At 69.2% G+C, this 20,515-nt stretch carries 12 protein-coding genes; 6 read left to right on the top strand and 6 right to left on the bottom strand.

The features are described 5' to 3' along the window. Nucleotides 1–44 precede the first annotated feature (44 nt). Nucleotides 45–1,148, top strand: a complete 1,104-nt coding sequence (locus ABZ824_RS06060; RefSeq protein WP_356962473.1) for a glutamate--cysteine ligase — start codon at nt 45–47, stop codon at nt 1,146–1,148. A 30-nt stretch (nt 1,149–1,178) separates the two neighbouring features. Here the strand turns inward: ABZ824_RS06060 and ABZ824_RS06065 are convergent, their stop codons facing one another. Further along, nucleotides 1,179–2,123, bottom strand: a complete 945-nt coding sequence (locus ABZ824_RS06065; RefSeq protein ID WP_356961913.1) for an alpha/beta hydrolase family protein — start codon at nt 2,121–2,123, stop codon at nt 1,179–1,181. A gap of 236 nt (nt 2,124–2,359) precedes the next feature. Between ABZ824_RS06065 and ABZ824_RS06070 the strand changes: the two genes are divergently transcribed. Together ABZ824_RS06070 and ABZ824_RS06075 are read left to right on the top strand one after the other, a co-directional pair. Next, nucleotides 2,360–3,370, top strand: coding sequence for an alpha/beta hydrolase family protein (locus ABZ824_RS06070; RefSeq protein ID WP_356961914.1), 1,011 nt, complete (start codon nt 2,360–2,362; stop codon nt 3,368–3,370). Further along, nucleotides 3,367–4,785: an MFS transporter gene (locus tag ABZ824_RS06075; protein ID WP_356961915.1), complete on the top strand. Its 1,419-nt coding sequence runs from the start codon at nt 3,367–3,369 to the stop codon at nt 4,783–4,785. The genes ABZ824_RS06070 and ABZ824_RS06075 overlap by 4 nt, the downstream gene beginning before the upstream one ends. Before the next feature lie 74 nt (nt 4,786–4,859). Here ABZ824_RS06075 and ABZ824_RS06080 read toward each other — a convergent pair whose 3' ends face one another. Beyond that, on the bottom strand, nt 4,860–7,058 hold the full coding sequence (locus tag ABZ824_RS06080; RefSeq protein ID WP_356961916.1) for an MMPL family transporter: 2,199 nt from the start codon (nt 7,056–7,058) through the stop codon (nt 4,860–4,862). 265 nt (nt 7,059–7,323) lie between these two features. On the opposite strand from ABZ824_RS06080, the gene ABZ824_RS06085 reads away from it, so the two are divergent. Genes ABZ824_RS06085 through ABZ824_RS06095 form a run of 3 tightly spaced genes read left to right on the top strand, consistent with a single transcriptional unit; the run spans nt 7,324 to nt 15,844 of the window. After that, nucleotides 7,324–13,725 carry a type I polyketide synthase gene (locus tag ABZ824_RS06085; protein WP_356961917.1) on the top strand — a complete coding sequence of 2,134 codons (6,402 nt, stop codon included), beginning with the start codon at nt 7,324–7,326 and terminating at the stop codon, nt 13,723–13,725. A 28-nt stretch (nt 13,726–13,753) separates the two neighbouring features. Beyond that, nucleotides 13,754–15,151 carry a condensation domain-containing protein gene (locus ABZ824_RS06090; RefSeq protein WP_356961918.1) on the top strand — a complete coding sequence of 466 codons (1,398 nt, stop codon included), beginning with the start codon at nt 13,754–13,756 and terminating at the stop codon, nt 15,149–15,151. 9 nt (nt 15,152–15,160) lie between these two features. Further along, nucleotides 15,161–15,844, top strand: a complete 684-nt coding sequence (locus ABZ824_RS06095; protein WP_356961919.1) for a hypothetical protein — start codon at nt 15,161–15,163, stop codon at nt 15,842–15,844. A gap of 15 nt (nt 15,845–15,859) precedes the next feature. Here ABZ824_RS06095 and ABZ824_RS06100 read toward each other — a convergent pair whose 3' ends face one another. Genes ABZ824_RS06100 through ABZ824_RS06115 form a run of 4 tightly spaced genes read right to left on the bottom strand, consistent with a single transcriptional unit; the run spans nt 15,860 to nt 20,515 of the window. Beyond that, a complete protein-coding gene (locus ABZ824_RS06100) occupies nt 15,860–17,968 on the bottom strand; it encodes an MMPL family transporter (protein ID WP_356961921.1) in 2,109 nt (702 codons plus the stop codon). Beyond that, nucleotides 17,965–19,164 carry a peptide synthetase gene (locus ABZ824_RS06105; protein WP_356961923.1) on the bottom strand — a complete coding sequence of 400 codons (1,200 nt, stop codon included), beginning with the start codon at nt 19,162–19,164 and terminating at the stop codon, nt 17,965–17,967. Before ABZ824_RS06105 ends, ABZ824_RS06100 begins: the two co-directional genes overlap by 4 nt. A gap of 26 nt (nt 19,165–19,190) precedes the next feature. After that, complete coding sequence (locus tag ABZ824_RS06110) at nt 19,191–20,237, bottom strand: NAD-dependent epimerase/dehydratase family protein (RefSeq protein WP_356961925.1); 1,047 nt, start codon at nt 20,235–20,237, stop codon at nt 19,191–19,193. Beyond that, on the bottom strand, nt 20,234–20,515 hold the full coding sequence (locus tag ABZ824_RS06115) for a hypothetical protein (RefSeq protein ID WP_356961926.1): 282 nt from the start codon (nt 20,513–20,515) through the stop codon (nt 20,234–20,236). The genes ABZ824_RS06110 and ABZ824_RS06115 overlap by 4 nt, the downstream gene beginning before the upstream one ends.

The raw sequence follows: 20,515 nt of genomic DNA on the forward strand, positions 1-20,515 counted from the left end.
ACCGAGGAATACCGGCCGAAGTATCGAAGGGCGTGATCACGACCATGGACGACCATGTACCGACTGTCGGTGTCGAAGAGGAATTCCTGCTGACCGACCCCGAAACCGGCGCCCCCGCACCGGCCAACATCCGAGTTGCCGAAGCGGCGAAGAAGGCGGACATCGATCTGCAGTTGGAGCTGACCAGCTGTCAGGTGGAAACCAGTAGCGGGGTGCATTCCGATATCGGCGACCTGCTCACGGAATTGCGCACGCTGCGTAGGACCGTCGCCGAATGCGCGGCCGCCAATGACGCTCGGCTCCTCGCTGTCGCGGTGCCCCCGACCGTGCCCGAAGGGTTCCCGGTCACCGATACACCTCGATATCGGCGGATCGCCGACAGCTTCGGCATGATCGCCCATGAACAAGGGCTTTCCGGATGCCATGTGCATGTCGGTGTGCCCGATCGCGAGACCGCGATACTGGTCGGCAATCACGTGCGTCCGTGGTTGCCGGTATTCCTCGCGTTGACCGCCAATTCGGCGATCTACCGTGGCAGCGAGACCGGATACGCGAGTTGGCGCAGCATTCTGTGGCGCCGCTGGCCCAGCGCGGGACCGCCGCCGTACTTCGCCTCCGTCGAGGACTACGACGCGATCGTCGCGACAATGCTCGCCAGTGGCAGCATTCTCGACAACAAGATGGTGTACTGGGATATCCGGCCCTCGGAATCGTTTCCCACCGTCGAAGTGCGGGTCAGCGACGTACCCGCCACCGTGGAGGAAGCCGCGCTGCTCGCCGCCTTGATCAGGGCCACCGTCACCATGGGGGTGCGGGCGATCGAACAGGGTGAACCCGCCCCGCCCGTCCCTGCCGAAGTACTTCGCGCCGCCTACTGGAACGCCGCGCAGTCGGGTTTGGACGGCGACGGACTCGATCCCGTCGAAGGGCGTGTGGTTCCACACCGAGATTTGCTGGACGAACTCGTCGCGCACATCGAGCCCGCGCTGCGGGACTTCGGTGACCAAACCTTCGTCACCGAAGCGATCGCCGACCTCGGCAAGCGTGGCAACGGCGCCCGACGCCAGCTCGAAGCGCTGCGTAAGCGTCATGAGATCGGCGACGTGGTCGATGAACTGGCACACGCAACCCTGGAAGGGTGCGCCTGACGGCGCTGATCGCTGATCGCCCCAGAGCCGCTAGCGCAGAACGGATTCGAACAAGGGCCAGCTGTTGTGCAGGTCGTGCTGCCAGTAGCCCCAGGAATGGGTGCCGCTGGGCCGCAGATCGAAGGTGGCGGGGACGCCGAGTTCTGCGAAGCGGTCGCGCAGTGACCTGGTGCAGCGGTCGGAGACGGCTTCGAGCATGCCGCCGATGGCCAACTGGTCCGCCATCTTCGCGGGGTTGCCGTCGATTCCTGTGCTGTGCGGCTGGTCCAGCGGGCCCGCCTGCCCGTTTCCGGCGGCCACGTAGATCGTCGTGCCGCGCAGCCGATCCGCGTGCACGTAAGGATCGTTGGCCGCCCAGGCCGGATCGCCCGGCGGTCCCCACATGTTCGCCACCGTGCCGCCTTCCGCGGTGACGATCGTGGCCACCATGGCCTGTCCGGCGGGGTCGCTGGTGCGTACGCAGCCGCTGTAGGAACCGATGGCCTTGTACAAACCCGGTGCGGCCATGGCCAACTGGAACACCGAGGTGCCCGTCATCGAGACTCCGGCGATGGCGTTGGCGCCGGTGCCGCCGAAGGTGGCGTCGATGATCGGGGGAAGCTCGCGGGTGAGGAACGTGGTCCAGCGCGGACGGCCGAGGACCGGGTCGTCGGCGCGCCAGTCGGTGAAGTAGCTGCCCGCGCCTCCGACCGGGACCACCACGGTCACCTGCCGGTCGGCGAAGAATCGGTCGACGTCGGTCCGGTCGGTCCATCCGTCGCCCGCGGTGCCGCCGTCGATTCCGTTGAGCAGATACAGCACCGGAGCCGGACGGGACGGGTCCGGGCGTGGCAGCACGATAACCGATACCGATACGCCCATCGCGGGGGAGAAGACGGTCAGCTCGACGGCTCGCCCGTGTGCGGGTCGCAGCGGGGGTGGCTCGGCGACCGCCGAGCTTCCGGAGCAGATCAGCATCAGCAGTGCGAAGAGCATTGCGCGCCGGACTGTTCCGCGTGAGTCGCGGCACAGTCGAGGGAACGCCATGCGCTCGACGCTAGGTTCCGCCGCACCGGGATCGCAATGGTCGCGCGCCCGGTTTGGGAAATACGGCAAATAGTCTACGAATCGAATTGGTAGGAAACACAGGATAACTCGAAAATCCGGCGGGTGGGCCGCCCGATGTTATTGACTGCGAATTCGAGCCCTTCTACCCGGGGCCAGGAGTCGATATGCCCGGATATTCGCATCGAACAGGCGCGGTACTCGCCGCGGTCCTCATTTTCACCTGCGTGATGATCGCCGCACAGCCGGTGGCCCGCGCCGATCCATCGCGACCCGTCGCGGCGGACGGCTCGCGAATAGTGGAAAACCGGGTCGAATCCGACCGGCAATCCGAGCTCGAGGTGTACTCAGCGGCGATGAACAGCGCTACGCGAATTCGGGTGCTGCGCGCGGCCGATCCGGACACACCGGCGCCGACCTTCTATCTCCTCAACGGCGCCAACGGCGGTTCGGAGGGGAATTGGCTCGACGGCACCGATCTCGTCGACTTCTTTCGCGACAAGCAGGTGAACGTCGTGATCCCGTTCGGCGGTGCGGGAAGCTACTTCACCGACTGGCGCAGCGACGACCCGGTCCTCGGCAGGCAGCGCTGGTCGACCTTCCTCACCGAAGAGCTGCCACCGCTCATCGACGCCACCTTCAACGGCACCGGGACGAACGCCATCGCGGGCATCTCGATGGCAGGCACGTCGGTGTTCCAGTTGGCCATGGCCGCACCGGGTTTGTACAAGGCCATCGGTTCCTACAGCGGTTGCGTGCGCACCAGCGACCCCGCCGGGCAGGCGGTGGTTCAGGCGGTGGTCACGCAGCAGCGTGGCACCGTCGCCAACATGTGGGGGCCGCCGACCGATCCCGCATGGCGCGCCAACGATCCGTACCTGCACGCGGACCGGCTGCGCGGCACCGCCATCTACGTTTCCACCGGTACCGGGCTGCCCGGCCCGAAGGACGACTTCGAGGGCGCGCACGGCGACCTCGCGCACCTGCTCTACCAGCTGGTATTCGGGGCACCGTTGGAGGCGGTGGCGAACCTGTGCACGCACCAGTTGCAGGACCGGTTGCGTCAGCTGGGTGTCGCCGCGACCTTCGACTTCCGGCCCAACGGCACCCACTCCTGGGGTTACTGGCATCAGGACCTGCGCAATTCGTGGCCGATGATCGAAGCGGCGATCCGATGACCCGCAAAGAGGCTGCGGTGGCGCTCGGATCGTTCGGGGCGTGCCTGATCTCGGTCTTCATGCAGATGATCGATGTGACGATCGTCAACACCGCCCTCCCGGTCGTCACCGCGGAGCTGCGGGCGTCGCGGTCCGAGCAGTTGTGGGTGGTGGCCGGGTACTCGCTGGCGTTCGCCTGCGTGCTGCTCACCGCCGCTCGCGTCGGTGCGATCGTCGGCCGCCGCCGGATGTTCCTGTGGTCGGCGGTGGCCTTCACGGTGGCCTCGGTGTGGTGCGGGATGTCCACCACCGCGATGGAACTGGTGCTCGCCCGGATCGTCCAAGGCGTGGCGGGCGCGGGGATGGCGGCGCAGACCATCGCCATCATCACCGCGAGTTTCCGCCGTGAGCATCATCAGTACGCCTTCGCCGCGTACGGCGCGACAGCGGGTTTCGCGGGAATGCTCGGCCCGATCCTGGGCGGCGCGCTGATCACCCTTGATCCGTTCGGGCTCGGCTGGCACGCGATCTTCCTGATGAATTTGCCGTTGGGTGTGGTGGCGATCGCGCTGGCCGCGGGCTACCTGCGATCGGGCCCGGCGAGGGATCGGGAGCCATTGGATCTGCGCGGGGCCGTGGTGGCCACCGCGGCGCTGTTCGGGCTGCTGTTCGCGCTGTCGGACAGTCAACAGGCGGGCTGGCGGGCCCTGCACGGGGTGTACATCGCGGCCGCGGTGGTGCTCGGCGCGGTGTTCGTGGCACACGAGCGCGCGACGCGCCGCCGAGGCGGCCGCGCGCTGGTGCGGCTGGACCTTTTCGCCGACCGGGGATTCGCGATCGGATCGGCGCTGGTGGCGATCTTCTTCGGCCTGTTCACCGCGTTCGTGTTCGCCGTCTCGATCCTGTTGCAGGACGTGCTGCGGTTCTCCGCGCTGCGTACCGGGATCGCCATGACGCCGTTCGCCCTCGGTGCGGGCGCGGGTGCGCTGCTGTCACCGATCCTGATGCGCCGCTGGGGGACTCGAGCGCTGGCCGGCGGTATCGCCGTTTTCGGCGGCTGCGTCGCCGTGGGAGTGGGATACCTGTACGTAGGGGATGGCGCCGTGAACCTTCCGCTGGTGCTGGGGCCGACGTTTCTCGCGGGCCTCGGCGTCGGGGTCTTCGGCGTGCCGCTGCAACCGCTGATGCTGGCGGAATTGGACGAGCAGGCCATGGGCGAGGCGTCGGGCGTGCTGCCCACCATCGAGCAGATCGGCAATTCGGTCGGACTGGCGGTGCTCAGCGCGCTGTTCTTCCGCGCGCACACGCTGCCGGGCAGCATGATCATGCTCTCGGCCATCGCCGTCGCGGCTCTCGGCCTGGCCGCACTGGCGCTGGCGCTGCCGAACCGCGCGCGTGCGGCCACGAGTCCGTTCAGTTGGTCGATCGCGGGCTGACCGCGAGAACTCGGCGAGGCTCCCCCCGGGTGTCGGCCGCGCTCCACGCTGGGGGTGCCCCGGCCGTTCGAGAACTACGGGTGTTCGGCGCCGTGGACGGATTCGGTGCGTGGCTCCTCGGGTTCCGGAGACGTTCGGTGCGGGCCGCCGCGCCGCAGCCAGGACGGAGCCCACCAGCAGGCGTCGCCGAGCAGGCGCATGGTCGCGGGCACCAGCAGCATCCGCAGGATCGTCGCGTCGATGAACAGCGCCGCGACCATGCCGTAGGCGATGTACTGCATCATGACCAGATCCGACAGCGCGAAGGCTCCCGTCACCACCAACAGGATCAGGGCGGCGGCGGTGACGATCCAGCCGGTGCGGGCGATGCCCGTGCGCACCGCCTCGGTGGTCGTCGCGCCCGCGGCCCGCGCCTCCACGATGCGGGCGAGCAGGAATACCTCGTAGTCCGTGGACAGCCCGTAGATCACGGCGACGATCAGCACCAGTACCAGCGCCATGATCGGCTGCGGGGTGAACTCCAGCAGCCGCGCGCCGTGACCCTGAACGAAGATCCAGGTCAGGATGCCGAGCGTGGAGCCGAGCCCGAGCAGATTCAGCAGCGCGGCCTTGAGCGGCAGCACCAGGGAGCCGAAGGCCAGCACCATCAGCACGGTGGTGACCAGGAAGACGAGCGCGATCATCAGCGGCATCCGGCGCAGCAGCGCGTCGACGCTGTCGCGCTGAACCGCGGGCTGCCCGCCGACCAGCACCGTCGTTCCCTTCGGCACCGGCATGGAACGCAGATAGTCGATGGTCGCGTTCGCGTCGTGCGCGTCCCGCAGCACGGTCGAAGTGGTGAAGACGCTCGGATGCGCCGGTCCCTGCACCGCGCGCGGGAACGGCGCGATGAGTCCGGGGGCTCGTCCGGCCTGTGCGACCACCGCGTCGATATCGGCGGTGTTGTGGGTGATCAGTACCAGATCGACCGGATTGATCTGCCGCAGCGGAAAGACTTGATCGAAGTGCTCTTGCGCCGTGCGGGCCGGATGACGGGGCGGCAGGAAGCGCTCGGAGATGCCACCGAAGGCCACGTCGCGCACCGGGGCGATGAGCAGCACCAGGACGGCCACCACGGGAACCGCCACGGCCAGAGGCCGTTTCATCACCCATCCGGCGACGCGGCCCCACGGATTGTCCGCCTCTCGATCGCCGGCGCGGCGCGCGTGGAACCGGTTGAAACCCAACCAGTCCACGCGGCGGCCCAGCACGGCCAGCATGGCGGGCAGCAACGTGATCGAGATCAGCGCCGCCAGCGCCACCGTCACCATCGCACCGAGCGCGAACGAGCGCAGAAAACCTTGCGGGAACAGCAGAATGGCGCCCGCGGCGACGACCACGATGCTCGCGGAGAACACCACGGTGCGTCCGGCGGTCGCGACCGTTCGCCGCACGGCCTCGGGCACCTCGCGGCCGTCGGCCAGTTCTTCGCGGAACCGGCTCACGATGAACAGACCGTAGTCGATGGCCAGGCCGAGGCCGACCATCGAGACCACCGGCGAGACGAAGGAGTTCACCTCGACGACGGTGGTCATGGCCCGAATGACCCCCCACGCCCCCAGCACGGTCAGTCCGCCGACAATGAGCGGCAGCGCGGCCGCCACGACGCCGCCGAACAGGAAGAACAGCAGCACCGCCACGGCGGGAACGGCGAACAGTTCCATGCGACGCTGATCGTGGGCCATGGTGTCGTTGAGGGCGGCCGCGACGGGTTGCCCGCCCGCGACCTCCATGTCGATGCCAGGTATCCGGAACTGGTCGGCGACTTTTCGGTAGTTGCGCATGATCTCCGTGTCGTCGCTGCCGCGAATGGCGACGGAGGCGAAGGCGTAGTCGCGGGCTTCGGAGCCGAAGATGTCCGGTAGGTGCAGCCCGGTGTCGGTGGGCCAGTAGGTGGCGTTGATCTTGCCGATCCGGTCCGGAAAGCGTTGCGGCAGGCTGTTCAAGTGACCCACGACCGTCGCGGCGAAGGCGGGGTCATCGATCGTCTTGCCTGCCGGGGCGCGATACAACAAGAGCACATCGGCGATGTGGTCGTGGCCGAACGCCTCGTCTTTGAGCCGGACCGCCCGCGCGGATTCCGAAGTCGGATCGTTCCACCCGCTGACGCTGAGGTGCTCGTCCAACCCGAGGCCGTACGCACCGAGCGCGAGCAGTGCGGCGACGACGAACCCGATGACGGTGAACCGCCGCCGGACGAGCGTATCGGTCCAGTGCGTGAACTCGGCGAACAATGCCGCCTCCTAACCGGTGACATCGTATTTCGGCGAGGCCGGGAACGGTTGAAACCTAGCAATACCAAGGCATTTCACCGGCAGACGATCCGGAATTTCGAGATGCCACAACTCGGTTCGCAAGCGGATTGTGAAGTCTCCCTGAGCCCACGACGGCCGGTGTGGCGGCCGTTACGCTGGGCCGGACGCCAAGTGTGCACAGGCTGATTCGTGAATCGCCGGAAAAAGAATGGCGATCGAACTGGATCCGACCCGGAGGATGTGCATGTCGGATATTGCAATTGTCGGCATCGGCTGCAGGTTTGCGGGGGGCATCGACTCGCCCGAAACCTTTTGGGAATTCGTCCTGGACAAACGGGACGGCGTGGTCGAAATGCCAGCCGATCGCTGGGATTACCGCCGCTACTACGATCCGGAACCGCGTACGCCGGGGCGCAGCTACACCAAGCGCGCGGCGTTCATGACGATCGACCCGTGGGAATTCGACCCGGACTTCTTCGGCATCTCCCCTCGCGAGGCGACCGTGCTCGATCCGCAACAGCGGCTGATGCTCGAGGTGACCTGGGAGGCGCTCGACGACGCCGGGATCGCGCGCCGCGCGGCGGGCGGCTCGATCGGCGTCTACGTCGGCGGATTCGTGGTGGACCAGTCGGTGATCGGCGTGGTCGGCCCGGCTCTGTTCCACACCGACATGCACACCCCGGCCAGTGCGTCCTACACCATGCTGTCCAACCGGATCGCCTACGCGCTCAATCTGGTCGGACCCGCGCTCACGGTCGATACCGCGTGCTCGTCGTCGCTGGTCGCGTTTCATCTCGCCTGCCAGGCGCTGGAGAACGGCGACTGCGAGGTGGCACTCGCGGGCGGCGTGAACGTGATGCTGCAACCGGAGACCTTCGTCCTGATGTGCAAGGGCGGTTTCCTGGCCGCGGACGGCCGCTGCAAGTCTTTCGACGCCTCGGCCGACGGCTACGGGCGGGGCGAGGGCGCGGGCATGGTGGCGCTGAAGAAGCTCGACGACGCGGTCCGCGACGGCGACCGGATCTACGCGGTGGTGAAGGCGACCGGTTCGAATCAGGACGGCCGCACCACCGCGATCACCGTGCCCAGCGCCGAAGCCCAAGAGGCACTGGCGCGTTCGGTGTGCGGCCGCGCTGGCCTCGCGCCGGAGACGATCACCTACGTCGAGGCGCACGGCACCGGCACGCTGGTCGGCGATCCGGTCGAGTTGCGCGCGCTCGGCCGAGTGTTCGGCGCGCCCGCGGGGCGCACGGGCTCACTGGGCGTCGGCTCCGTGAAGTCGACACTCGGGCACACCGAGGCCGCGGCCGGTATCGCGAGCGTGATCAAGGCGGCGCTGGCGATCCGGCATCGCACCATCCCGCCGCAGGGCTGGCTGGACCAACCCAATCCGGACATCCCGTTCGACGAGTTGGGATTGCACGTCCAGCTCGAGGCGGAGCCGCTGCCCGCCGATGCCGAGCCGATGACGGTCGCGGTCAACGGTTTCGGCTACGGCGGCACCAACGCCCACACCATCCTGCAGGAGTTCCGGCCGAACGCCGCTGAACCTGTCTCGCCCCCGCGGCACTTCGGCGTCCTGCCGATCTCGGCGCGCAGCACCGGCGCGGCGCGGGCGCTGGCCGGTCGATTCGGCGATCTGATCGCCGCGGGCGCCGACCCGGAACAATTGGCCGAGGCCGCATGGACGCGCATGGCGCACCATCAGTACCGCACGGGCATGCTCCTCGGCGACACCGCCGACCTCGTCCGCGATCTGCGCTCGTTCGCCGCGGGCGAGGGCCGCGACGCCGCGCGGACGATCGTGGCGCGCACGGCCGAACCGGTGTTCGTGTTCTCCGGCATGGGTCCGCAGTGGTGGGGGATGGCACGCGAATCGCTCCGCAGCCGAGGTGTCTTCGCCGACACGGCCGAGGCGGTCGACGCCGAGTTCCGTTCGATCGCGGGCTGGTCGATCATCGAGGAGCTGCTGCGGCCCGAGCAGGAGTCCAGGGTCACCAGCACCGAGGTGGCGCAGCCGGCCAACTTCCTCGTGCAGGTGGCGCTGGCGCGGGAGCTGGCCGAGTACGGCATCCGGCCCGCGGCCGTGGTCGGGCACAGCGTGGGCGAGGTGTCGGCGGCCTACGTGAGCGGCATGCTGTCGCTGCGTGACGCGGTGCTGGTGGCCTACCACCGGGCCCGGTTGCAGGCGACGACCGCCGGATCGGGTGGCATGCTCGCGGTCGGGATGTCGCCCGAGCAGGCTCGCGAACTCGTCGGCGACGACCAGCGCGTGGATGTCGCCGCGATCAACAGTGCGAGTTCGCTGACCTTGTCCGGTGACGTCGACCGCCTCGACGAGATCGCCGAAAAGCTCACCGAAGACGGCATTTTCGCGCGCAGACTTCGCGTCGAGGTGCCGTACCACAGCCGGTTGATGGACCCCATCCTGGACGAACTGCGCGCGGCGCTGGCCGGGCTCACGCCGATGGCGCCGACCGTGCCGCTGTACTCCTCGGTCACCGGCGAACCAGTTGTCGACCCCGACTGGGACGCGGAGTACTGGTGCGCGAATGTGCGGCAGCCCGTCCGGTTCGCGGACGCGGTCGCGAAGCTGATCGGCGCGGACAGCCGGGTCTTCCTGGAGGTCGGCCCGCACCCGGTGCTCTCGGGCAACATCCGCGAAGCGCTGCTCGGCGCGGACGTCAACGGCACGACCGTGCCGACGCTGGATCGTAAGCAGCCGGATTCGGTGAGCATCCGCCGCACCCTCATCGGCCTCTACGGCGCGGGCGTGCTCGACCTGGACGAGCTGTTCCCGGCGCAGGCCACCCCGCACGTGCCGCTGCCGCGCTATCCGTGGCAACGGACCCGGCTGCACGCGGCGCTGCCGCTGTTCGAGCAGGCCCGGTTGGGCACTCCCGGCGCCTACGCCATGCTCGGTGATCCCGACGTCGAGGGCAGGCCGGACTGGCTGCTACAGGTCGGCACCGAGTTGCTGCCGTGGCTGGCCGATCATGTGGTGAACGGCGTCAAGATCATGCCGGGCGCGGCGTACCTGGATGCCGCCCTGAGCGCGACGGCCGCCCGTCTGGGCGTGGAACGCGTCGCGCTGGAACAGGTTCGGTTCGTGGCCCCGCTGATCATGGGCGCGCCGGACGTGCCGCTGGTGGCGCTCACCGTCGAGGAGGCCAGCGGCCGGTTCATGATCCGATCGCGCTCGGCGACCGGGACGGCCTGGACGGTGCACGCGTTCGGCCGCACGCTGACCGGCAGCCACAAGCCGACGAAGGTCACGGTGCCCACCCTGGACGTCGGTCTCGACATCGACCCGCAGATGTTCTACAGCGGTCTGGCCACGGCAGGACTGCAGTACGGACCGGCCTTCCGTCGCGTCACCTCCGTGCGCGTCGGCGCGGACGCGGTGGTGGCCACCGTCGACGGCGCCATCGCCGCGGATTCCGGACATCTCGCCCATCCCGCGGTGGTCGACGCCGCGATGCAGTCGGCGGCCCTGCTGTTCGCCGACGCCAGGATCGACGAGGGCACGCTGGTGCCGGTCGGTGTCGCGGCGGTGCGGCTGGTCGCGCCGCTGCCCGAGCGGATCACCGTGGTCGCGCGCCGCGATCCCCGGGCCCGGCTGCGCGCCGAGGTGGATCTGCTGGACGACGAAGGCAGCCTCGTGATGCGGTTGAGCGGCCTGCAGATCGGTGCGCTCGCGCCGGGCCAGGATCCGCTGCACCGGATGGTCGACTTCTACTACGCCGAGACGCTCGAACCGCGCGATGCCCTCGATCCCGCCGCGCTGCCGCGGGATTCGGTGTCCACGGTGATCGTCGCGCTGGGCGGCGACTGCCGAAGGGCGGGGCAGCTGGCCGCCGCGATCCCGGGCTCCCGGCTCTACGTGGCCGGGGTGGCGAGCCGCGAACTCGCCGCCGATTTGGCCGCGACCCTGGCCGCGGCCAAGGCGGAAGGCGCCGACCGGCTGCACGTCTGCGTGGTCGCGGGTGCCGTCGAGGACGATGTCGCCGATCTGTGGACACTGGAGCGGATCGCGGTCGCTCTCGACGAGTTCGTCCACCCGGAGGCCACCGAACAGGGGCCCCAGAGCGTCTTCGGTGACGGCTGGTGCCACGCCACGCTGGTGACCGAGGGCGCGTTCGCGCTGCCGGACAGCCCGATCCCGCCGAACTCGAATCATGCCGCGCTGGCCGGTGCGCGCCGGGTGCTGCTCAACGAGCAATCGGCGCTGCGCTGGCGGCTGATCGACGTGGAACCCGGCACCGAGATCGGCGAACTGCTCGGAGAAATGGCCGTGCCCGGCGCGTTCTGGAACGACAACCTCGACGAGGTGGTGCTGCGCGCGGGCACGCGCTGGGCCCCGCTGGTGACCAAGCCGCTGCAGGCGCGCCTGGACGCCCTCGACACCGCCGAACCCATGACCGACCCGGAAGCCAACTTCGCGCTGGACTTGCCCCGGACCCGCCTGCTGTCGGCGTTGGCGTGGCGGCAGTGCCCGCGGCCCCGACCCGGACCGGGACAGGTCGAGGTGCGGATGAAGATCATCGGTCTGAACTACAAGGATCCGCTCAAGGTCATCGGCCTGCTCGGTGAGCGCGAGTTGGCGCCGACCTATTTCGGCACCGTGCCCGGAATGGAGGGCGTCGGCGAGGTGGTGCGGGTCGGCGAGGAGATCACCGACCTCGCGGTGGGCGATCTGGTCGCGGTCGCCGCCAAGGGCATGATGCGGCGCTACGTCGTCGTCGACCGGCAACTGACCATCCCGCTGCCCGCCGACGCCGATCCCGCCTACTGCACCAGCACCATCGCCTTCGGCACGGCCGAGTACGCGCTGCTGGATCTGGCCCGGCTGGAACCGGGGGAGACGGTGCTGATCCACGGCGCCGCGGGCGGCGTCGGCACTGCCGCGATCCAGGTGGCCAAGGATCGTGGGGCACGCATCATCGGCACCGCCGGTACCGACGAGCGCCGCGCCCACGTGCTCGCCCTCGGTGCCGATCACGCGATCGACTCGCGCTCGCTCAACTTCGTCGACGACGTGCTCGAGCTGACCGGCGGCAAGGGCGTCGAGGTGGTGCTCAGCAGCGCGCCGGGTGAGATCCTGCGCCAGAACTTCAACGCCGTAGCGGAATTCGGGCGCATCGTCGAGGTCGGCAAGGCCGACATCTACACCGGCGGCCTGCTGGAGATGTCCAACTTCGACAAGAACCTGGCGTACTTCTCGATGGATCTGGACCGCCTGGTCGCCGTCGACGCGCAGCGGCTGGCTCGTTTGTTGCAGCGGGTCTACGAGAAGGTGCTCGCGGGCACCTACAAACCGTTGCCCTACCGGCTGTTCGAGACCGACGAGGTGGCCAGGGCGTTCGAGGAGACCATCCGCTCGACCGGTCTGTCCCGGATCGCGCTGCGCCTGGATTCACCCACCCCGGCGGTGCGGCCTTACCTACCGGATCTCGAGATCCGCAGCGCGGCGACCTATTTGGTCACCGGCGGATTCGGCGGGTTCGGGATGGCCATCGGGCGCTGGCTGGTGTTGCGCGGGGCGCGGCGGCTGGTACTGCTCGGCCGCGGCGGCGCGAGTACGGAGGAGGCACGCCGCCAGCTCGAGGCGTGGCGCACCGTAGGCGTCGAGGTGATCGAGGAGCGGGCCGACGTCACCGACCCGGAGGCGGTCGCCGCGATCGTCGCGCGGTCCCACGGCGCCGAGCACCCGCTGCGCGGAGTGTTCCACGCGGCGGGCGCGGTGGCCGACAATCGCCTGGACGCGATGCGATTCGAGGAATTGGACAAGGTGTATCGCCCGAAGGTGCACGGTGCCCGGGTACTGCATCGAGCCGTGGCCGACGCCGGGATCGGGTTGGACATGTTCGTGCTGTGCTCCTCGGGCGGCTCGATGTACGGCATCTACGGGCAGTACAACTACTGCGCTGCCAATGTGGCGGTGGAGTCGCTGGCCGAGGAATGGTCCCGGGCCGGCGAGCGGGCGCTGTGCGTCGGCTGGGGTCACCTGTCGGGCGCGACGGGCGGCATGGCCGCCGACGAGACGGCCCTGAAGTACCTCGATCTGGTCGGCTTCGATCCGATCGACATGGCCGACGCCACCGCCTATCTCGAGCAGACACTGCGCTTGGGCGTGGCCCGCGCGGCGATCATCCCGACCGACTGGGCCAAGCTGACCGGCACCTTCCCGCAGCTGACCCGCACGGGCCGCACCACCGCGCTCGCGCAGGCCTCCGCCAAGGACACCTCCGAGCTGGCTCGGCTGCGCGCGGAGGTGGCCGCGATCGAGGAGGGCAAGCGCGGGGCCTTCGTCGCCCGCAAGATGGCCGAGGAACTCGCCGTCGTCATGGGCGTGCCGGTCGAGTCCATCGACATGACCGTTCCGGTGCCGGAACTCGGGCTGGATTCGCTGATGGCGGTGGAACTCGGCGCGCGGGTCACCAAGACCCTCGGTATCGACCTGATGTCACTGCAGATGGGCCGTTCGTTCAGCCTGGAGCAGGCCGGACCGAAGGTGGCGGAACTGATCCTGGCAGCCGATTCCGGTCAGGCGCAGCCGGTCACGGATCCGGTCGCGCCGACCGCTTCGAATGACGCTGCGGCCGAGCGCGTTCCGGCGCTGATGACGGCTGGGGCCAGGCCGTGACCGACCGCCGTCGAAACGAGGTGTCCCCGTGGTCCGTTTCGGGCTGATCGATGAATGGGAGCCGGGGCCGGGCCGGCTGGTCGGCTGGTCGGCGTCGCCGGAGTCGGTGGCGCGCGCCCGCAGGGCGCCGGTGCACCCGGCTCCGCCCTCGCACCAGCAGGAGCAGTATCTGCGGCTCGCCGATCGGCACGCCGACGCGGATTTCCGGTACTCGGGCCTGTGCCTGGTGACCGCGGAGATCCCGACCGGCGGCCTCGACCTGGCCGCGATGACGCGGGCGGTCAACGCGTTCCTGTTGCGCCACGACACCTTCCGAACCTGGTTCCGGGTCGACGCCGCCGGTGCGATCGAGCGTCACCTGGTGCCCGCGGAGGACGTCGATTTCGTGCCGGTCGACTACGGCCACGTGGACGAGGCAAGGGCGATCCGCGATCACGTCCAGAAGACGACGCCGGGGCCCTTCGACTGGGACTGCTTCACCTTCGGGGCGATCGAACGCGAGGATTCGACGACGGTCTACCTGGCGGTCGATCATCTGCACACCGACGGATTCGGCCAGTACCTGTCCGGGTTCGACCTCGCGCTGCTGTATCTGCGCGAGGTGTGGGAAGACGTCGGCATGCTGCATCCCGCGGCCAGCTATCTCGACTACTGCACTGCCGAACGGGAGTACACCGGCCGGATGACGCTCGCCTCGCCCGGCGTCCAGAAGTGGCTGGAGCTCATTCGCGGGAACGACGGCGAACTGCCCTCCTTCCCACTGGATCTGGGCAGGCGGACCGATGTGTACAACCGCAGCGCGCACCGCACGGTCACGCTGTTCGACGAGCACACCGCGCTACGGTTCGAGCGGGTCTGCCGTGACAACGGCGCGGAATTCGTCGGCGGCATCTTCGCCGCGGCGGCGCTGGCCGAGCGCGAGCTCATCGACAGCGACTATTACTTCGGCATGACACCGGTCAGCACCCGCGGTTCCGCCGCCGAACGCGCGTCGGTCGGCTGGTATGTGACTTTGCTGCCGGTGGCCTTTCCGATCGCGCCGACCACCACCTTCGCCCGGGCCGCGGCCATCGCGCAGCACGCCTACGAGAACGGCCTGCGCCTGGCTCCCACCTCGTTCCAGCGCGTGGTGGAACTGTTGCCCGCCGACTCCGATCTCGACCTGGAACCGGGCTGGTCCACGCCGATGATCTCCTACGTCGACGCCCGAGAACTGCTCGGCAACGAGGTGTTCGACCTGGCGTCGTGCGGGTTGTACGCCAATCGCGCCGCGTCCGAACAGGTGCTGATCTGGATCAACCGGCTCGCGTCGGAGACCACGCTGAGCGTCATCTACCCGGACACGCCGGTGGCGCACGGTTCCGTCGAGCGCTACGTGGCCACCCTCGAAGCGGTGTTCGCGGCGGCGGCCGAGGACACAGTGTGAGGAGGACATGTGCGCACCGCTTTTCGTGACCCGGGGATACCCGACGGAGAGAAGTCCGTCTACACCGTCAGCGTGACCGATCGGCCGCCGAAGCTCGATCTGATCAGCGTGGTATCGCACGACGGCGACGGTTACCGCTCGATGCTCGAGGTCGGCCTCGGACACGCGAATTTCGCGATGACCATCGAGCAGCGATTCCAGCGCTCCGGAGATCGGTTGTCGGCCGAGCGCTATCGCGCCGAGACACGTTCGGGCACCACGGTCGTCAGCCGCGAAGAGGCCAACTTCGTCGGCACCACCCATCTTCAGTTCGGCGGCGGGATCGCGCCGTTTCCGGCCAATGTTATGCCGCTCGCCGGCGGCCTGACGCTGCTGCGCGGTCTAGATTTCGCCGAGGGCGCCGAGGAGTGCGTCGACCTGTGGCTCGCCTTCTCGGTGCACGTCCCGCTCGCGGCGAAAGTGGAGCAGCGCACCGTCGTCGACGTACCCGCCGGTCGCATCACCAGCTGGCAGGTACGGCTGCGGCCGCGGTTGTCCGGGTTGAACACGATGGTGGAGAAAGTGATCGGCGGGTTCCTGCCACCCGCGGTGGCGCACTTCGACGCGGTCGCCCCGCACCGACTGGTCCGGATGAGTTTCCCGACCGGGCCGATGCCGTGGGATCCACGCGGCCTGCTCGAACTGGTCGCTTAGCACCGTTGGACTCCGTCAGCCCGCGGACGTGCGTTCCCGGATGCGGCCGACGGTGGCCGGGATGATGCGGCGGCGCGGTGACCACCAGTTGGCCGGGCCCATCAGCTGGACCAGCGCGGGCACCAAGAGCATGCGCACGAGGGTGGCGTCCACGACGAGTGCGATGATCATGCCCAGACCGAGGAAGCGCATCGGGGTCAGCGGGGAGAGGGTGAACGCCCCGGTGACGATCACCAGCAAGGTCGCCGCGGCGGTGATCACGCGCGCGGTCTTGACCGTGCCGGCGCGCACCGACGCCGCGGTGTCGGCGCCCGCGTCGTGCGCTTCGACCATGCGCGACAGCAGGAACACCTCATAGTCGGTGGACAGGCCGAAGACGACCGCGATGATCAGCACGAGCATGCCCGCGGTGATCGGGCCGGTGCTCACGCCGAGTACGCCGGACAGATGCCCGCCGCAAAAGATCCAGGTGAGCACGCCGAAGGTCGCGGCGAGGCTCAGGAAGGCGAGGGCGACGGCTTTGAGCGGCAGGACGACCGAGCGGAACGCGGTCGACAGCAGCACCAGCGTCGCGCCGACCATTACGAGGATCATCCACGGCATCCCGGCGACGATGGACCGCACGCTGTCCACGGTGGCTGCGGTGTCGCCGCCGACCCACAGCGCGGTGCCGTCCGGCGGCGTCAGGGCACGGATGCCGCGCACCGAGGCGCTCGCCGCTTCGGTGCGGTCGGTATCGCGCAGGAACGCGTGGAAGACGACGAAATCCTCGGCGCGACCCACTTGGACGACCTGCCGCACACCGTCGACCTTGCCCAGTGCCGCCGCGGCGGCATCCACCGCGGCCGCCTGCGGTGGCCCGTTCGTGCCGTGCAGCACGGCGGTGGCTCCGCTGCCCGCCGCGGGAAACTGCGCGGTGAGTTCTTCGATGGTGACGCGCATGGCGTTGTCCGGGGGCAACGCGTGGTGGTCGATGTCGCCCAGCCGCAGCCCGGCCAACGGCGCCGCGAAGACCAGCAGGACGGCGCCGACGACCACGGTCACCAGCCCCGGCCGCCGCAGCACGCGGTCGACCAGGCCGCGCCAGAACCGGTCGGTGCGATCGATCGCGCGCGCGGTGCCGATGCGCGCGCCGAACAGGGCGAGCAGGGCGGGCAGCACGGTGAGCGAGAGTCCGGCGGCCAGGGCGACCGCGGTGATCGCGCCGATGCCGAGCGAGCGCAGCACCGCCTGCGGGAAGACGAACGTACCCGCGAACGCGCAAACCAGCAGCAGTGCCGAGAACGCGATGGTGCGTCCCGCGGTCGAGTAGGTGCGGGTGATCGCGGCGCGCACGTCGTGCCCCTCGGCGACCTCCTCGCGGAATCGGGTGACCAGGAACAGCCCGTAGTCGATGGCCATCCCGAGGCCGAGCAGGGAGGCGATGTTCACCGCGAACGTGCTCACCTCGGTGAGTTCGGCGAGCACGCGGATGGCGCCCAGCGCGCCGAGCACGGTCAGGCCGCCGACCACGACCGGGAAGGACGCGGCGACCAGACCGCCGAACACCAGCACCAGGATGAGCAGCGTCAGCGGCAGCGAGAGCGCTTCCGCCCGGACCAGATCATGCTGGGACTGCGCGTTGATCTCCGTGGAGACCGCGCTGTAGCCGGACAGATCGGCCGGAACACCCGGAACGCGAAGCAGCGGTTCGATGTCGGGATACACGGCGACACGCTGGTTGGCGTCACCGGCGAGATAGACCACGGCGAGCGCGCGCCGTCCGTCCGCCGCGCGCAGGAACTGCTTTCGCGCGAACCCAGCGTTCCAATAGGTTTCGATCGGCCGTTGCAGCATCGCCGGATCGATCCGCGCCAGCGCCTCCTGCACCAAGGGGCCGATGTCGTCGAGCGTCTGTCCCTCCGGAGCGGTGTAGCGCACGACCACGTCGGGATTCTGCGGTCCGAAGTGCTCGCTCACGAGTTGATCCACGTGCGCGGACTCGCTGCCGGGATCGATGAACCCGGCAGCGGTGACCTTGTCCGACGCTCCGATGCCCAGGAGGCCGGACAGCAGCATCACCCCGGTCACGACGGCGAGCACCATCCGTGGCCGGGCGAGGACGACCCGGGCGATGGCGGTCATGCCACGGCCACATCGTGCGGCGCGAGCTCGGCCTCGAGCCGCGCGGTGATCTTGTCCAGCAGCGCATCCAGCCGGGGCTCGATGCCCGCGCCGTTGCGGCAGGAGACGGTCAGCTCCAGCTTCCCGCGCGATTCGACCATGGCGAACAGCAGCGGCATCGCGCCGCTGTGCTGCGGCAGCAACCGCATGGAGGTCGGTGTCCAGCCGGGCACGGCCATCTCGTCGAGATCGCAGGCGCCCATATAGGAGACGGTGGCCGACACCATGTTCCGGTTCAGCCGTGCCCCCAGCCAGTTGCTCCCGCGCAGCGCCGTGCGAATGACGGCGTCGGGGAACTTCGACAGCTTGCCGTTGTCCAACTCGTTCAGTTCGCGTTTCTCCCGCAGACCGACCCGCATCCGCTCCCTGACCGCCTCCCAGTCTTCGCCTGGCGCCACGTCGAGAAACAGGGGCAGCGCCAGGTTCGCGGTGGACCGCAAGCCGGGATCGTGCCTGCGCAGATCGACCGGAATCATGAAGCGCGACTTCGTCTCCGACTCTTCGGCGAGGATCGCCGCCACGCGCGCGACGATGCCCCTGCCGGTCGCCTCGATCGTGCGGTGGCGCAGCAGCCAGCGCGGGGCCGCCGGATCCTGGCGGCCGCGTCCGGACGGCGCCTGGAATGTGGGCAGCACCAAAGTCGGTCTGCCCGCAGCGCCGACCCGCGCGACCAGTTCGGCGTCCGCGACCGGGTCGGGAGCGCCGAGCGGCCGCTGGCCCCGCAGGGCGCGCAACACGTCGTCCACCCACATGCGCATGCCCATGCCGTCCATCACGCCGTGGAAGGCGCGGAACAGCACGGTGGTCTGCGCACCCGTGAGCAGCAGCACCTCGGTGGTGCGGTCAGGCGTGGGACCGATCGGGCTGTTGAGCACCGCGTCGTGCTCCAGTGCGTCGTAGTTCAGCGACCATCCCGGCACTACGCGCACGGTGGCGGCCAGACCGCTGTCCACCCAGTCGCGGCCGTCGCGGGCGAGGCGGGCGCCGGGAGCAGCCGCCGAGGCCACGTCGACGGCGGCCTGCACGGCGGCCGGATCGAGGCTGCCCTCGCCGTGGACGGCGATGTGCATCACGAACGGCGGAGTGACCTGTCGCGTGGAGAAATAGAGGCGTTCGGTGGGGGTGATCTTCCTGCGGAAGACGGGGGCGTTGCTCATGCTGGTCTCCGGTAACGGGGAAGTGCTCAGCGCAGATCGCGGGTGAGTTCGACCGCTCCGCCCTGGCCTTCCAGCCAGGTGAGGAAGGCGGTCAGCCCGCTGTCGCGGTCCACGACCGGCCGGTAGCCGAAATCGCGCGCGGCGGCGCTGGTGTCGTAGGTGGCGCTGCGGGTGAGCAGAGCGACGGCGTAGCGCGAGAGCGGAGGCGACCAGCGCGTCGCGACGGCGGGGATGCGCCAGATCGTCTCGATGACGCGCACCGCCGCGTCGATCACCTTGGGGTTGGGTTTCCTGGTCGGCGGCTGGTATCCGAGCTGGGCGGCCACCTGGCCGAGAAAACCCCAGACGTCGGTCTTCTCGGCGTCGGCGATGAAATACGCTTTGCCGCCCACCGTGTCCGAGGCGGCTGCTCGAACACAGGCCTCGACGATGTTGTCGACGTGGCACAGCGAGGCGTACACGGTGCGGCCGAACGACAAATCCGGCAACGTTCCCGCGCCGGCCCGCCCGAGCATCCGCACGATGGGACCGGACCGGTCGCCCGCACCCCAGATCGCGCGCGGGCGCAGCGCGCAGGTGCGGAATCCCTCGGTGTCGGCGGCCAGCACCGCCCGCTCGGCCGCGGCTTTGGTCTCCGAGTACAGGTTCAGGTAGCGCCGCGGATACGGCACGGACTCGTCGACGTCGATCTGGTCGCCGCCGTAGTAGTCCATCAGCGCGCTCGGGCTGGAGATGAACACGAACCGCGCGGCCCCGCCGCGCCGGGCCGCCTCGAGCAACCGCTCGGTGGCCCGGACGTTCTCGTTCCAGAACTGCTCCCGGGTGCCGCGCTCGTCCACCCGTGCCGCGCTGTGGAACACGATGTCGACGCCGCGGGTCGCTCGCTCGAGCGACGCCGGATCGGTCAGGTCGCCGTAGACCAGCTGGATCTTGTCGAGGTCGGCGCTAAGGTCGGACAGATCGCTGGTGCGGCGCACCAGGATGGATACATGGTGCTCGCCGTCGCGCACCAGCCTGCGCACCAGCGCTCCGCCCAGAAAACCGGACGCGCCGGTCACCAGAACTTTGCTCATTGCCTTTTCTCCTTGCCGGGCTGGGTCCGCCACCAGGTCAGGCCGAAGATCTGCGTCAATATCGCCGTACGGAGGCGACCGCTGCCGGATCCCTCGGCGGCGCGCAAGGCCACCGGGATCTGGGCCGCGTGCACGACGACGCTGAGGAACGCGTCGATCCACCAGACGGTGCGCAGGATCCGGCTGTCGGGGGCACGGCCGGTGGTCGCGGCGAGCGCGCCGCCCGCCAGATACAGCCATCCCAGGACGGGAACCGCCCGCAGTGCGGTTGTTTTCAT

The organism is Nocardia sp. NPDC047038, from assembly GCF_040644075.1.
GTDB lineage: Bacteria > Actinomycetota > Actinomycetes > Mycobacteriales > Mycobacteriaceae > Nocardia > Nocardia sichangensis.